Source organism: Nocardioides renjunii (genome assembly GCF_034661175.1).
GTDB lineage: Bacteria > Actinomycetota > Actinomycetes > Propionibacteriales > Nocardioidaceae > Nocardioides > Nocardioides renjunii.
Genome location: NZ_CP141058.1, coordinates 2,249,042 through 2,263,536 on the forward strand (window position 1 = coordinate 2,249,042; position 14,495 = coordinate 2,263,536).

General features: G+C 73.7%; 14 protein-coding genes. 8 read left to right on the forward strand and 6 right to left on the reverse strand.

Going from position 1 to position 14,495, the window contains the following annotated elements; all coding sequences use genetic code 11:
- Nucleotides 1–165 precede the first annotated feature (165 nt).
- Both SHK17_RS10675 and SHK17_RS10680 read left to right on the forward strand, forming a co-directional pair.
- The gene (locus tag SHK17_RS10675) at nucleotides 166–585 is read left to right on the forward strand and encodes a hypothetical protein (RefSeq protein WP_322919173.1); all 420 of its coding nucleotides are present in this window, start codon (nucleotides 166–168) and stop codon (nucleotides 583–585) included.
- Between the two features lie 201 nt (nucleotides 586–786).
- On the forward strand, nucleotides 787–2,748 hold the full coding sequence (locus tag SHK17_RS10680; RefSeq protein ID WP_322919175.1) for a translation factor GTPase family protein: 1,962 nt from the start codon (nucleotides 787–789) through the stop codon (nucleotides 2,746–2,748).
- Nucleotides 2,749–2,753: 5 nt separating this feature from the next.
- Here SHK17_RS10680 and SHK17_RS10685 read toward each other — a convergent pair whose 3' ends face one another.
- Both SHK17_RS10685 and SHK17_RS10690 read right to left on the reverse strand, forming a co-directional pair.
- Nucleotides 2,754–3,518: a hypothetical protein gene (locus SHK17_RS10685; RefSeq protein ID WP_322919176.1), complete on the reverse strand. Its 765-nt coding sequence runs from the start codon at nucleotides 3,516–3,518 to the stop codon at nucleotides 2,754–2,756.
- A gap of 174 nt (nucleotides 3,519–3,692) precedes the next feature.
- On the reverse strand, nucleotides 3,693–3,977 hold the full coding sequence (locus SHK17_RS10690) for a TFIIB-type zinc ribbon-containing protein (RefSeq protein ID WP_322919177.1): 285 nt from the start codon (nucleotides 3,975–3,977) through the stop codon (nucleotides 3,693–3,695).
- Between the two features lie 221 nt (nucleotides 3,978–4,198).
- Between SHK17_RS10690 and SHK17_RS10695 the strand changes: the two genes are divergently transcribed.
- Complete coding sequence (locus SHK17_RS10695; RefSeq protein ID WP_322919178.1) at nucleotides 4,199–5,968, forward strand: PHP domain-containing protein; 1,770 nt, start codon at nucleotides 4,199–4,201, stop codon at nucleotides 5,966–5,968.
- Entirely contained in the window at nucleotides 5,965–6,594 is a 630-nt protein-coding gene (locus SHK17_RS10700; protein WP_322919179.1) for a hypothetical protein, read from the forward strand. Before SHK17_RS10695 ends, SHK17_RS10700 begins: the two co-directional genes overlap by 4 nt.
- Nucleotides 6,595–6,627: 33 nt before the next feature.
- Here the strand turns inward: SHK17_RS10700 and SHK17_RS10705 are convergent, their stop codons facing one another.
- Nucleotides 6,628–7,407: an SDR family NAD(P)-dependent oxidoreductase gene (locus tag SHK17_RS10705; protein ID WP_172271998.1), complete on the reverse strand. Its 780-nt coding sequence runs from the start codon at nucleotides 7,405–7,407 to the stop codon at nucleotides 6,628–6,630.
- Between the two features lie 260 nt (nucleotides 7,408–7,667).
- Here SHK17_RS10705 and SHK17_RS10710 point away from each other — a divergent pair, with 260 nt between their 5' ends.
- Together SHK17_RS10710 and SHK17_RS10715 are read left to right on the forward strand one after the other, a co-directional pair.
- Nucleotides 7,668–8,339, forward strand: a complete 672-nt coding sequence (locus SHK17_RS10710) for a phosphorylase family protein (protein WP_322922021.1) — start codon at nucleotides 7,668–7,670, stop codon at nucleotides 8,337–8,339.
- Nucleotides 8,340–8,451: 112 nt separating this feature from the next.
- Complete coding sequence (locus tag SHK17_RS10715) at nucleotides 8,452–9,330, forward strand: DUF1254 domain-containing protein (protein WP_322922022.1); 879 nt, start codon at nucleotides 8,452–8,454, stop codon at nucleotides 9,328–9,330.
- A 29-nt stretch (nucleotides 9,331–9,359) separates the two neighbouring features.
- Here the strand turns inward: SHK17_RS10715 and SHK17_RS10720 are convergent, their stop codons facing one another.
- Nucleotides 9,360–10,163: a helix-turn-helix domain-containing protein gene (locus SHK17_RS10720; RefSeq protein WP_322424312.1), complete on the reverse strand. Its 804-nt coding sequence runs from the start codon at nucleotides 10,161–10,163 to the stop codon at nucleotides 9,360–9,362.
- 86 nt (nucleotides 10,164–10,249) lie between these two features.
- On the opposite strand from SHK17_RS10720, the gene SHK17_RS10725 reads away from it, so the two are divergent.
- The gene (locus SHK17_RS10725; protein ID WP_322919180.1) at nucleotides 10,250–11,152 is read left to right on the forward strand and encodes an alpha/beta fold hydrolase; all 903 of its coding nucleotides are present in this window, start codon (nucleotides 10,250–10,252) and stop codon (nucleotides 11,150–11,152) included.
- Here the strand turns inward: SHK17_RS10725 and SHK17_RS10730 are convergent.
- On the reverse strand, nucleotides 11,146–11,712 hold the full coding sequence (locus SHK17_RS10730; RefSeq protein WP_322919181.1) for a TetR family transcriptional regulator: 567 nt from the start codon (nucleotides 11,710–11,712) through the stop codon (nucleotides 11,146–11,148). The two genes, SHK17_RS10725 and SHK17_RS10730, sit on opposite strands and share 7 nt — an antisense overlap.
- 56 nt (nucleotides 11,713–11,768) lie before the next feature.
- Here SHK17_RS10730 and SHK17_RS10735 point away from each other — a divergent pair, with 56 nt between their 5' ends.
- On the forward strand, nucleotides 11,769–12,662 hold the full coding sequence (locus SHK17_RS10735) for an SDR family NAD(P)-dependent oxidoreductase (RefSeq protein WP_322919182.1): 894 nt from the start codon (nucleotides 11,769–11,771) through the stop codon (nucleotides 12,660–12,662).
- Here the strand turns inward: SHK17_RS10735 and SHK17_RS10740 are convergent.
- Nucleotides 12,656–14,473: a histidine kinase N-terminal 7TM domain-containing protein gene (locus SHK17_RS10740; RefSeq protein WP_322919183.1), complete on the reverse strand. Its 1,818-nt coding sequence runs from the start codon at nucleotides 14,471–14,473 to the stop codon at nucleotides 12,656–12,658. The two genes, SHK17_RS10735 and SHK17_RS10740, sit on opposite strands and share 7 nt — an antisense overlap.
- Nucleotides 14,474–14,495: the final 22 nt, after the last annotated feature.

Sequence of the window (14,495 nt, forward strand, 5' to 3'; positions counted from 1 at the left end):
CGTCGATCCTCTCGCCCCTGGCCTGACTCCGTCGTGGGCGCGCGCGGGACGGGCGGCGGCTCCGACGGCGGCGGCTTCGACGGCGGAGGCTTCGACGGCGGAGGCTTCGGCGGGAGTGACTGCGGGGGTTGACCGGCCGGGTCCTGACCGGGTGATGATCCTCGGGTGACGAACCGACGGCTCTGGAGACGTCTCCTCGACGACGTCGACCGGTGGGCCAGTGCCCGCGAGGTGCCCGCGGGCATCGAGATCACCTTCGAGCAGTCCCCGGGCGTGTCTCGCACCGTCGAGGTCGTGATGACGCCGGACGACTGGGAGAGCTTCATCAGCGTCATCTGGGCACGGGCCGAGCCGCGCGACACACCGTTCAGGAGCAAGGTCATCGGCACGCCCGCCGACGCGGACTACCTGGTCTACGACACCTACGACTGGTGGCCGTCAGCCACACGCGAACTGCAGGAGGAGGAGCCCCCCGCGGGCCCGGGCACGTGGGTGCCGATCGCCCCTGCGCGATCCCGCGGACCGGCTCGTACACGCGGACGACGGACAGTGACGGACGGCCGGGGCGAGGAGAAGCACCGGTGAGGTTGACCGACCTAGCCCCGACCGCCTGACCTCTCGCTCGCAGGCCGCACCATGCCTGACCCGGCGTAAACCGGGTGCGCCGCGTCGCGGCGCCATGCGATCGTCGAACGTACGCCCGGCCGAGCGGCCACGACCCAGGAGCAGACATGCGAGCAGCCACCACGCCCCGGACCCTCTTCCGTCCAGCCGTGGAGCTGCCCTGTGACCTCGCCCCCATCCACCCTCAACCTCGGGATCGTCGCCCATGTTGACGCCGGCAAGACGAGCCTGACCGAGCGCCTGCTCTTCGAGGCAGGCGCCATCGACGCACCCGGCAGCGTCGATGCCGGCACGACCCGGACCGACTCGCTCGAGCTCGAGCGGCGGCGCGGCATCACCATCCGGGCCGCGGTGACGTCGTTCGCGCTCGACGACCTGGTCGTCAACCTGCTCGACACCCCCGGCCACCCCGACTTCATCGCCGAGGTCGAGCGCTCCCTCGGTGTCCTCGACGCGGCCGTGCTCGTGCTCTCCTCGGTCGAGGGCGTGCAGCCGCAGACGGTCGTGATCTGGCGCGCGCTCCAGCGGATCGGCGTGCCCACCATCCTGTTCGTGAACAAGGTCGACCGCTCCGGTGCCGACGTCGACGGCGTCCTCGACCAGGTGCGCCACCGCCTCACGCCGTACGTCGTCCCGCTGGCGCACGCGCACGACGCCGGCACCCGGGACGCGCGCGTGACCGCCGTGCCGCTCACCAGTGACGACGTGGTCGTGGCGCTCGCCGAGGGCGACGACCGGGTGCTCGACGTCTGGGCCGCCGGCCGGCCGGTGGACGACGCGGCCGCGCGCGCCGCGCTGCGCCGCGGGCTCCGGACCGGTGGGCTGACGCCGGCGCTGTGCGGCTCGGCCATCACCGGCGCCGGGCTGCCGCTCTTGCGCGACGCCCTGGTCACCCTGCTCCCCCGGTCCGCTGCGCCGCCCGGCCCGCGAGCCGCCACGGTCTTCGCCGTCGACCGGGACGCGCGCGGACGCCGGGCCTGGGTGCGGGTGTGGTCGGGCGCGCTCCAGGTCCGCGACCGGGTGGCTTTCGGGGCGGCCGAGCCCGCACGGGTGACCGAGGTGGCCGTGTCGACACCCGCCGGCCTGCGGCCCGGGGTGGCCGGCGCCGGCCAGATCGCCGTCGTACGCGGCCCGTCGGCACGGATCGGCGACGCCGTCGGCAGGCCGCCGGCGCGTCGCGTGCACCGGTTCACCCCTGCCTCCCTGCAGGCGCTCGTCGAGCCGGTCGACGCGAGCCGCCGGACGGCGCTCTACGCCGGACTCGCCGAGCTCGCCGACGAGGACCCGCTCATCGACCTGCGGCTCGACGAGGTCGACGGCGAGGCCGCGGTGAGCCTGCACGGCGAGGTGCAGAAGGAGGTGCTCGCCGCACTGCTCGAGGAGCGCTACGGCGTCGCCGTGCGGTTCCTCGACACGTCCACCGTGTGCCTCGAGCGGGTGGTCGGCGTCGGGACGTCGGCCGACCGGATCGGCGCCGGCGGCAACCCCTACCTCGCCGGGCTCGGCCTGCGGGTCGAGGCCGCTCCGGTCGGGCACGGCGTCGAGTTCTCCCCCGGCGTCGAACGCGGCAACCTGCCGCCCGCGTTCGTCGCGGCGGCCGAGGAGGGCGTCCGCGGGGGCCTGCGGCAGGGCCCGCACGGCTGGGAGGTCACCGACTGCGTGGTGACGATGACGGCCTCGGCCTACTACCCGCGGCAGAGCCGGCCGCACCAGAAGTTCGACAAGTCGATCTCGACGGTCGCCGCCGACTTCCGCCACCTGGCGCCCGTGGTGCTCGCGGCCGCGCTGCAGGAGGCGCGCACCCGCGTGTGCCGCCCGGTCGACCGGTTCGAGCTGGACCTGCCCGCGCCTGCGTACCCCGCGGTCGCGGCGCTGCTCGGCCGGCTCGGAGCCGCACTCGTGGAGACCTCGACCAGCGGCGGCTACACGCGGTTGGTCGGGCACCTGCCGTCGCAGGTCGTGCCCGACGTCGCGTCGAGGCTGCCCGACCTCACGGGCGGCGAGGGCGTCCTGGTGACGGTGCTCGACCACCACGCGCCGGTGCCCGGGCGGCCGCCGCGACGGCGCCGGCACGGTCCCGACCCCCTCGACCGGACAAGGTGGTTCCGCGACGTCCCGCGGTGAGGCCGTCAGTCGCCGCCACCACCGCCGCCACCGTCCCCGCCACCGCCGTCGAAGCCTCCGCCGTCGAAGCCACCGCCGTGGCCCCCGTGGTCGTGCTGGTGAGGAGGCGTCCAGAGGTCCGGGGCGGCATACATCCAGGCCATCGCGGAGCCGGTCCCCGCGGTGTCTGCCGGGAAGTAGCCCCTGCTGTAGGGACTCAGGCTCGCGCCCGCCTCCCAGTAGGGGACGGTCCGCGAACCGATCGTGACCGTGCGGACCTCGGGCTTCTCGTGCGCGGCGAGCTGGGTGGCGCAGCGGGTGCAGGCGGGGACCTGTCGGCTGCCGTGCCGCGCGCTGGTCCACATGACCGTACGGGCGGACGGCCCGTGCTGGGGGTTGAAGAAGCACGGCGTGCGGAGCTGGGGCCGCGGTCGGCCGGCGAGGCTGGCCTGGACGCACGCCACTGCGTATCGACCGGTGGCCAGGGTGTCGACCAGCCGGCTGATCTCATCGGGATGCTGCATGCGTGGCGCGTCCCACTTCGCCCGCTCGTAGGCGTCGAGGGCGGACTGGTAGTCGTGTCGGGCGTCGGCGTCGAGGACGCTCTCGGCGACCGTCCCGTCGAGGCGCTGCAACTGCTCACCGAAGACGGTGACGTCCTCCTCGGCCAGCCGGCGCATCTCGTCGAGGACCTCGACCTGCCCTCGCCGCTCGGCCCGCCTGTCCCTGACGCGCCGAGCTGCGTACGGCACCGTCGCACCAGCAGCGAGGGCGAGGAGCAGCCACTCCATCGTGCCTCCTCCCCACGGCGTGCGAGGCCCCACGGCTGCCCGCGGAACCTCGTGCTCCGCGGGCAGCCGCGCAGTCCCCTGGCGACTCGCCGTCATCCGCAACCACTGGTCCGTAGACGCTACGCCTCGTCACGGCGCCCGGCGAGGTCACTCGTCGGTGACTAGTCCAGCGGTTCAGCCGAAGAGCTCCCCCAGCCAGTGCTCCTTCTTCTTGCCGCGATGATCGCGGTCGTCACGACGGTCACGGTCGTCGTAGTCCTGTCGGGGGCGCCCGCGCGTGTCGCGGGGAGCCGCAGCCGGCGGAGCGGCCGCGCGCGAGGCATCCAGCTCCGCACGCTCGAGGATCTTGTCCAGCTCGCCGCGGTCCAGCCACACACCGCGGCACTCCGGGCAGTAGTCGATCTCGACGCCCGCCCGCTCGGACATGACCAGGGTCGTGGAATCGTTGGGGCACTTCATGGAGTCCTCCTCGGGACGGGCGAGTCCTGCCACCCTAGGCCGGTGGCGCCCACACCGGGGTCCGTCGACCTCGCGGACCACGCCTCCTGGCGCACCGCCGTACGAGCGCCGGACCTGTTCACGAGATCCACATCCGGCGTTCATCGACTCGGCTGCCGGGTCGGGGGGACGGTGGGACGGCGGGAGACGACCCACCCCGCCCCCACCTCGGAAGGACTCACGTGAGCCACCCCCACGACGCAGGCCACAGGCACGACCACCCGCACGACCACGCGCACTCCCACGACCACGAGCACGACCGCGCGCATGACGACCTGAGCGACGTCGCCCACGACCCGTCCGTCCCGGACAGCGACCTCTCCCCCGCCGAGATGACGCGCCGCGGCATGCTCCGCGCGGCCGGGATCACCGGTGCCCTCGTGGCTGGCATGTCGGGCATGCAGGGCGTGACGCCCGCCGCGGCCGCGGCCCCCGCGTCGGCGTACCGCGGCCGGGGTCGCGGTCGGCCGCTCGCCCGGTACTGGTTGGCCGGCGACCACCACATCCACACCCAGTACTCGTCGGACGGCCAGTACCGCGTCATCGACCAGGCGCAGCACGCCGCGGCGTACGGCCTCGACTGGCTCGTCATCACCGACCACGGCGGGGCGACCCACGCCCGCATCGGCGTCGACCTGGTCAACCCCGACATCGTCGCGGCTCGCGCCGAGCTGCCCGGGACCCTGATCTTCCAGGGCCTGGAGTGGAACATCCCGGCCGCCGAGCACGGCACGGTCTTCGTCGCCCCCGGGCCCGGCGAGGTCGAGGTGCTCAAGCAGTTCGAGAACGCCTACGACGGCTCCGTCAAGGGCGCGAGCGGCAGCTCCCCCGCCAACGAGGCCCTCGCGGTGACTGCCGTGCAGTGGCTCGGCCAGCAGGTGGACCGCCGACGCGTCGACGACGCGCTGTTCCTCGCCAACCACCCGGCCCGCAACGGCATCGACAGCCCGCACGAGATCCGGGCCTGGCGCGACGCCGACCCGCGCATCGCCATCGGCTTCGAGGGCGCGCCCGGCCACCAGGCGGCCGGCCTCCCCGCCGGCTACGGACCGGGCTCGGCCCGCGGCTTCTACGGCAACGCGCCGGGCGCGGCGTCGTTCCCCGGCTACCCGCCGGAGAGCTACCGCACCTGGGGCGGCTTCGACTGGATGACCGCGACCGTCGGGGGCCTCTGGGACTCCTTGCTGGCCGAGGGCAAGCCGTGGTCGATCACCGCCAACTCCGACTCGCACGTCAACTGGAGCGACACCTCCCGCCGACCCGACGGGTCCGACTCCGCGCAGTTCAACCGCGACGGACGCTACGGCGGACCGGTGTACGCCGGCGGGATCAACCTGACGGCCGGTGACTTCTGGCCCGGCTTCTACAGCCGGACCCACGTCGGCGCGACGAGCCGCGACTACCGCGCCGTCATGAGCGGCATGCGCGACGGCCGGATCTGGGTCGACCACGGCGGCCTGGTCAAGGCGATGGACGTCACCGTCCGGGCCACCGGCGGCCCGGGCCGAGGTCGCTCGGAGACCCTCGGCGGCACCCTGGCCGTCAAGCGCGGCACCCGCCTCGAGCTCGTCGTCACCATCGACGCGCAGGACGTGCCCAACTGGTCGCAGTTCGTCCCGCAGCTCAACCGCGTCGACGTCGTCCGCGGTCGCGTCGACCCGATGTCCGCCGCCACCGACCGGGACCGGTTCACCGCCCCCGACACCAAGGTGATCGCCCAGTCGGACACCTCGGGTCGTGCCGGCCGGTTCACGCTGACGTACGACCTCGGTCCGGTCGAGGAGCCGTTCTACGTCCGGCTGCGCGGCACGGACGGCAACCGGTCGCAGCCGGGCTTCCTCGGCCCGCAGGTCGACCCGGCCGGGCCGGCGATCGACGTGGTCGGCTCGGCCGACCCCTGGGTCGACCTGTGGTTCTACACCAACCCGATCTGGGTCGTGCCGACCAGGTGACGACCCGCTCCCCGCGGGCGTCCACGACCTGCGTGGCCGTGGACGCCCGCACCAGCGACAACGCCGGCGCCGAGCACCTGGTGCACCTGCTCGACGCCGTCCTGCCTGCGGCCGAGCCCGGGTACGTCGCGTCGACGCACCTCGTCCCCGGCGAGGGTCCGCACACCGCCGTCGCCGCGTCGTGGCCGTGTGTGGAAGGAAGCGCGCCCGCGGCCGAGGACGTGCTCGAGCTGGTGGCAGCTGCGGTCGACGCGCTCGGCGGCGTCGGGATCGTGGTCCACGGCGAGACCGGCACCGCGTCGCGAGGTCCGGAGGAACTGGTCGCGGGAGCGCTGCGGGCCGGCGGCGAGCACCGCGCCCGCAGCACCGGCCGGCTGGCGCGCTACCACGGCCGCTCTGACGTGGAGCGCCGCACCACGGTGGCCGAGGTGGTCGCCCTCAGCGTGGTCGACGCGGTCGAGGCGCTTGCCGGGACGGACGTCGAGCCGACCACACCTGTCGACCTCACCGGGTGGGCGCGTCCGACCTGGCAGCACGGCCGGGTGGTCCTCCTCGTGCAGCAGGGACACGCAGGACTCGTGCCGTTCGAGTCGCGGGACCAGATCCCCTGCTGCTCCCACCACTGACCGTCGGGGGCCGCAGCCGCGCCGGCGCCGGGCTCAGTGCACCGAGAAACCTCCGTCGACGAAGATCGACTGACCCGTGACGTAGGCCGAGGCGCGGCTCGCCAGGAACACCGCCGCTCCCGCGAAGTCCTCCGCGAGGCCGTTGCGGCCCACCATCGTGCGCGCGGCCAGCGCCGCCGTCCTCTCGGGGTCGGCCGACAGCCGCGCGTTGAGGGGCGTCATCACGAACCCCGGGACGAGCGTGTTGCAGGTGACCCCGGACGGTGACCACGCCTCGGCCTGTGAGCGGGCCAGCGACTCCAGCGCCCCCTTCGAGACACCGTAGGCGCCGCTCTGCACGAACGCTCGGTGCGCCTGCTGCGAGGAGACGTGGATGATCCGCCCGAAGCCTCGCTCGGCCATGCCGGGCCCGAACCGCTGTCCCAGCAGGTACGGCGCCTCCAGGTTCAGCGCCATGGTGGCGTCCCAGACGCCCTCGTCCAGCTCATCCATCGCCGGCCGCAGGTTGATCCCTGCAGAGCTGACGAGGATGTCGGGCTCCCCCCACACTCCCGCTGCCTCCTCGGCCGCCGCGGCGACACCGCCGCGAGTGCCCAGGTCGGCGCTCACCCAGGCCGCCCGGCAGCCGTCGGCCGCCAGCTCGTCCACCGTCGCGACCAGCTCGGACTCCCGGCGCGCCACCACGACGACGCTCGCGCCCGCGCGGGCGAGTGCGCCGGCGATGGCTCGCCCGATGCCCGAGCTGCCGCCCGTCACGACGGCAACCCGGCCGTCCAGGGAGAACAGGTCCGAGAGGAAGGCCTGGGAGCTCATCGCAGCACCCTAGACGGGGCCGGGCCGGCACTGCTGGGACGCGGCCGCTCACTAGGGTGGCCGCGTGAGCGAGCTCCCCCGCGCCGACATCGCCGTGATCGGCGGGTCGGGCTTCTACTCCTTCCTCGACGACGCGACCGAGCACGACGTGACCACGCCGTACGGCGACCCGTCGGCGCCGGTCGCGGTCGGCGAGGTGGCCGGCCGCCCGCGCCTTCCTCCCCCGCCACGGCCGGCACCACGACCACCCGCCCCACGCCATCAACTACCGCGCCAACGCGTGGGCGCTGCGCGCGCTCGGGGTGCGCCAGGTGCTGGCCCCCTGCGCCGTCGGCGGCCTGCGGGAGACCGTCGCCCCGGGCGACCTCGTCGTCCCCGACCAGCTCGTCGACCGCACGCACCGGCGCGTCGGCTCGTTCGTGGAGTCGGGCGCTGTCCACATGCCGTTCGCCGATCCCTACTGCCCCGGGATGTCGGCCGCCCTCGCCGGAGCCGACCCCGACGTCCGCGCCGGCGGGACCATGGTGGTCATCGAGGGTCCCCGCTTCTCGACCCGCGCCGAGTCCCGCCACTACGCCGAGCAGCGCTGGGACCTGGTCAACATGACCGGCGCCCCGGAGGCAGCGCTCGCGCGGGAGATGGGCCAGTGCTACGCCGCCCTCGCGCTCGTCACCGACATGGACGCCGGGGCGGACGCGGGCGACGGCGTCGGCCAGGACGAGGTCTTCGCCCGCTTCCGGCAAAACCTCGAGCGGCTGACCGGGCTGCTGTCCCGCGCGATCGCCGCGCTGCCGGACCCCACCGGGTGCACCTGCAGCACCTGGGCCGACGGCCTCGAGCTCACCTACGACGTCCCGGCGCGAGCGAGCCGCCCGCCGGGGTCCATCACCTCGACGTCCGGCCCCAGCCATCGATCTGAGGCGAGCAGGTGATGACCACCCGGTTCGGGTGACCAAACGGCCTCAGCCCGTCCGGCAGGCTCCCGGCATGCCTGGCACCAAGGTGAACGCGGACAACTTCTCGCGAGCCGAGACCCACCGCATGATGGCCGACCTGCAACGAGACGCAGGGCGGGTGAACCAATTCATGCACAACCGAGAACCGGCCGCAATCGACAAGCAGACCGTGATCCGACTGAACCGCGACACCCTCTACAGCTTCGCGGTCGTCGACATCTCCGCCGGGGCCGTCCTCACCGTCCCCGACGCCGGCGATCGCTACCTGTCGGTGATGGTCGTCAACGAGGACCACTACATCAACCGCGTCCTCCACGACGCAGGGGACCACCACCTCACCGCCGAGGAGCTCGGCAGCCCGTACGTCGTGGTCGCCGCTCGCACTTTGGTCGACCCGCGGGACCCCGACGACCTGGCCGCCGTCGCCGCCGTCCAGGACCGGCTCGGCATCAGCGCGGCGTCCGGGCGACCGTTCGGGCTGCCCGACTACGAGACGGGCAGCTTCGACCGCACCCGGAGCGCCCTGCTGGCTCTCGCTGCCGAGCAGGCGTCCTTCGAGCGGAGCTTCGGCCGGCAGGAGGACGTCGACCCGGTCCGCCACCTCATCGGCTCGGCCGCCGGGTGGGGCGGACTGCCGGACGCCGAGGCGGCGTACGTCGGGGTGGCACCCGGCCTTCCCGTCGGCGAGTACGAGCTCACGGTGCCGGTCGACGTCCCGGTCGACGGGTTCTGGTCGATCTCGGTCTACAACGCCGACGGGTTCTTCGAGCCGAACGTGCACGACGCCTACACCGTCAACAGCATCACCGCCGCCCGCAACGGCGACGGCAGCGTCACCGTCCGCTTCGGCGGCAGTGGTGAGAACTCCATCCCCGTCCCGGAGGGCTGGAACTACCTCGTCCGGCTCTACCGACCGCGCCCCGAGATCCTGTCCGGCGCCTGGAGCTTCCCGGCGCTCGATCGCTAGACCCTTGTCCGCGCAGGCACCGCCCCGGTTCAGCTGCTCGCGAGCAGGTGGCACGCGTCCGACGTGGCCTCGTCGGTCGGCAGCCAGTGCTCGATGCGCAGCTCGTCGAGGGCGACGTTCTGGGGGGCCTGGAACGCCGTCACGAGCGTGACGAACCGCAGCTCGAGGTCCCCGAGCCGGAAGTGCACGACCACCGCCGGGTCGGCCGCGACGCCCAGGTCCACCGAGCGCCAGTCGTCGTGGACGGTCGGCATCGCGAGGACGTCGTCGAGCAGTCCCCGCAGGACCGGGTCCCCCGGCTCGGCCAGCACCTCACGCTGCAGCCGCCACAGCAGCAACCGCCCGACCTCGTCAAAGTTGACGATGACCGGGTGCGCGCCGCCGGGGTCGAACGTCGTCCGCACGAGGTTCAGCCCCGTCAGCCCCACGTCGTCAGGCAGGATCGTCCCGAGCAGCCGGTGCGCCGCCGTGTTGGCGTCCACCACGTCGTACGCCCGGTCGACCACGACCAGCGGGAACGGCTCCGAGTGCCGCTTCAGGTGGTCGAGGGCGGTGCGGGCCAGCGGTGGGAGCGAGTCGCCCTCCTCGTACGCCGCCGGGTGGCCGGCCGACCTCAGCATCGTGTTCACCTGGCGCAGCGGCACGTCGAGCGCCGTGGCCAGGCGGAGCACCATCTCGGCCGAGGGCGTGGCCCGGCCGGTCTCCAGGAAGCTGAGGTGGCGGCTGGAGACGTCGGCGGCGATCGCCAGGTCGAGCTGGCTCAGTCCGCGCTGCCCGCGCCAGTACTTCAGCAGGGCCGGGAGAAGACCCCGGCGTTGGTCGTGGTCGGGCACCCCGCCACCGTAGGGAAGGACCCGATCGCGCGCACCTACCTGCCGAGGTCGTTGTCGCGCCGGCAGGGCCGTCCGATGCTTGCCGCATGACCCTCCTGAGCGCCTCCGCCGCCACCGACCTGTTCCGTCGACCACCGTCGCGATTCGTCGCGGTCCCCGGCACCGGTGCGGAGGTGGCGGTCCGCACGGTCGGCTCCGGTCCCGACGTCGTCCTCGTCCACGGCTGGCCGGTGTCGGGTGCGACCTTCCGCCAGCTGCTGCCGCTCCTCGCCGAGCACCTGACGTGCCACGTCGTCGACCTCGTCGGAGCGGGTCAGAGCAGGTTCGACCGGTCCGTGCGGGTCGGCCTCGCCCTCCACGTGAGCGGCGTGCGCGCGGTCCTCGACGACCTGGGGTCGGACTCGGTCGCCGTCGTGGGCCACGACAGCGGTGGGCTGGTCGCGCGCCACGCGGTGGCCGACGACCCCCGCCTGCGCGCGCTGGGCCTGATCGACACCGAGCACACCGGCCGGCCCGCGCCCCTGTTCCGCGCGGTGCTGGCCGCCGGCCGCCTGCCCGGCTTCGGCCATGCCCTGGCCTGGGCGGCGCTCCGTCCGCGCGTACGCCGCCTTCCGCTCGTCCTGGGCGGCGCGTTCCGCGACGACACGCTGCTCGGCGGGGAGTTCGAGGAGTTCTTCCTCCGGCCGCTCCACGACGACCCCGACCGGCAATGGGCGGCCGGACGACTCGTCGCGAGCTTCGACCAGGGCTACCTCCGCGACCTCGAGTCGTTGCACCGGCGGATCGCCGCGCCCACCCAGCTGGTGTGGGGCGAGCACGACCCGTTCCTCCCCGTCGCGCGCGCCCGGGCGATGGTCGCGACGTTCCCCGACGCCCGCATCCACGTCGTGCCGGGTGCGAAGCTCTTCGTCCACGAGGAGGAACCGGCGCAGGTGGCCGCCGCGCTGCTGCCGGTCCTGGCACCGAGGGCCATCCGCGGAGCTCAATGACGCAGCACGTCGAGTGCGTCCTGCAGCGCCTCGGCCAGCGACACCTGCGGGTCGTCGAGCCACCGATCGACGGCGCAGTCGAACGCCGCGGCGGCGCACCGTCCGATCACCCGGGCTGCCTCGCGGGCCGCGCCTCGCGCCACCAGCTCCTCGGCGATGACCTCGGCGTGGCGGTCGAGCTTGACGAGATGGCGCGCGGTGAGCGCGGCCGAGCCCGTGACCAGCCGGCGGCGTCGTACGCCCTCGCGACGCTGGTCGGCCCACAGGTCGGTCAGCTTCACCAGCGCCGCCTCGACCGCCGACCACGCGTCCACCTGCGCCGGCTCCTTGCGCAGGACCTGACGCAGCTCCTCGTCGACCACCGCCTCGTCGGCGAACACGAGCTCGGCCTTGTCGACGAAGTAGCGGAACACCGTGCGGCTGCCCACGTCGGCTGCCGCGGCCACGTCCTGCATCGTGACCGCGTCGAAGCCGCGCTCCGAGAAGAGGTCCACGGCGGCGGCCGCCAACCGTCGTCGGGTCTCTGCCTTCTTGCGCCCGCGAAGTCCTGGTGCCGTCACGAACGGCATTGTGGCACTCGTTGTCTTCTGGCAGTGGCTGCCATATTCTCGCCGGTATGTGCGTCCTCGTCACAGGAGTCACGAGCGGTCTGGGACTGGCCGTCGCCGAGGCGCTGCGTGCGCAGGCAGTGGAGGTCTGGGGCACCGGTCGGGACCCGGTGCGGCTCCGGTCCGTCGCCCAGCGGACGGGGCTGCACCCGGTGGGGCTCGACCACCGCAGCCTCAGGAGCGTGTCGGCGGCGGCCACGCAGCTGCCCCGCTTCGACGCGGTCGTGTGCAACGCCGGCGTCCAGGTGCTCTCCGGTCGCGCCACGACCGACGAGGGGCTCGACGAGACCGTGGCGGTGAACCACCTCTCCCACCTGGCGCTCCTGGACGCCATGCGCCGCGGCGGGAACCTGCCGGCGACCGTCGTGCTCATCGGCTCTGCCACCCACGACCCGGAGCAGTGGACCGGCACCCCTCCTCCGGACGGGTCGGGCGTCGTCGCTGTGGCCCATGGCCGTCGGAGCGAGGCATCGGTGCGCGACGGACTCGCGACCTACACCACGACGAAGCTGATGGCCGTCGCCATGTCCCAGGCGCTCGCGCGCGAGCTCCCCGACACCACGGTCATCGCCTTCGACCCCGGGCTCATGCTCGACACCCGGCTCGGTCGCCAGCACCCGGCGCTCCTGCGCGCGATGTACCGCTCGGTCCTCCGCGGCGTGCGCTTCCTGCCGTTCGCCTCGACGAGCACCGTCTCCGGCCGGGTGCTCGCCGGGCTCGTGACCGGCTCCGACGCCGTCGCCTCGGGCTCGTACGTCGACCACCGCCGGCGGCCCCTGAAGCCGTCGGCGAAGGCCCTCGACCGGGACTACCAGGCCGCCCTGCTGGCTGACAGCCGGCGGATCGTCGCGGACGTGGTGGGCAGGTCAGAGGAGTCCGCAGGTGACGCAGCCGGTCATTGAGGCCGTCGCTGCGCCGCTGGGCGGTCGTTCGCCGGGGCGTACCTCACCACGAGCAGGGCCAGGTCGTCGGCGAGCTCGTCGCCGTGGAACTCGCGGACGGCGGCGAGCACCACGCTCGCGAGCTCGTCGGCAGAGGATCCGCGATGGGTGCGCAGGAGCTCGGCGACCCGCCCGGAGCCGAACTGGTCCCGGCCGTGCCGGGCCTCCACCAGGCCGTCGGTGAAGAGGCACAGCACGTCACCGGGAGCGAGCTCGACCTCGGCGTCGTGCAGCTCGGGGTCGTCGAAGAGCGCGAGCGCCGTGCCGAGCTGACCGACCTCGTCGACCGTGCCGTCCGCTCGCAGGACCAGCGGCCAGTGGTGCCCGGCCAGGGTGAGGGTGATCCGCACCGGGGCGCCGGAGGTGTCGTCGCCGCGAGGCGGTCGCAGGTGGCCGAAGACGAGCGTGCAGTGTCGCTCCGACTCCGTCTGCGCCTGCAGCACCGCATTCACCTGACGCAGCGTCGCTGCGGGCGTCGCGCCGGGGGCCGCGAGCGCGCGGAGCGTGTAGCGGGCCGCCGCCGTGACGGTGGCCGCCTCGGCGCCCTTGCCGCTGACGTCGCCGAGCACGAAGGCCCACGCCTGCTCGTCGAGCGCGAAGACGTCGAGGAAGTCGCCGCCGATCTCGCCGCCGTCGCCGGCCGGGACGTAGCGGCTGGCCAGCTCGCACGCCGGTAGGACCGGCAACCGGGCCGGCACCATGCTGGCCTGCAGCGTCGCGGCGACCCGGGAGCGGTCGTCCAGGACCTGCTGGAGGCGCCGCTGGTCGTCGACCCGCTGGGTCACCTCCCGGAGCACCAGCAGCTCCCCGGCCGTGCGGCCCGAGACGTCGGTGAGCGGCTGCAGGTTGACGTCGAAGGTCCGCGGGTCGCCGCTGTCCGGGTCCATCAGCACGAGCCCACTGGGACCCACCTCCGCGATGCCCGCGACCGACAGCAGGTCGCGCCCGCGCCGGCCGATCAGCTCGCCGCGCGTCCTGCCCGCGAGGGTCGCGGCGGCCGGGTTCACGTCGACGACCCGTCCGAACGCGTCTAGCACGAGCACGGCGTCCGTCATGCTCTCCACCACGGCGCTCCGGGCGAGCGGCGCCAGGTCGATCAGCCGCTCCTCGAACAGGCCCCACACCAGCAGCCCGCCGGTGACGATGAAGGCGAAGGGCGTCAGGTCGATCCGGGCGAACCAGCCGACCTCGAGGTTGTGCAGGAGGTTCGCCGCCCAGGGCAGGAGCGCCGACAGCAGGAGCACCCAGGCCATCCGGCGATAGCTCCGCGCCAGTCGCACCATGCTGGCGAGGAACAGGACGGTGGCGGCGACCAGCAGGACGTTGTTGTAGGCGAAGATCGCCCAGAAGGCCGGACCGGTCTCGACGATCGGGAGGTCCTCGGTGTGCGCCTCCGCCGGGTAGGAGCGCACCAGGTCGTGCGTGGCCGGCACCGCGAGCACCGCCAGGGCGATGACCGGCGGGATCGCCAGCAGCGCCACGAGCCGACGGGTGACCAGCCGGCCGCGCCCGGTGTACTGCAGCACGAAGACGAACCACGCCGGCGCCAGCGTGACGATGCCGGCGTACTTCAGGTCCCCCCATCGGCTCTTGACCGCGACGTCGTCGGCGGAGAGCTCGACGGAGTACGTCACCCCCCACCACGCCACGGCCACGAGCAGCACCGCGAGGCTCCAGCCCATGAGTGTGCCGCGGCGCCAGGCGACGTACGCGGCCAGCACGGCCAGCACCACGCCGGCGCCGGCCATGAGGGAGGCGAGCAGGGTCAGCACCCGGGTCCCTCCGCCATCGTCG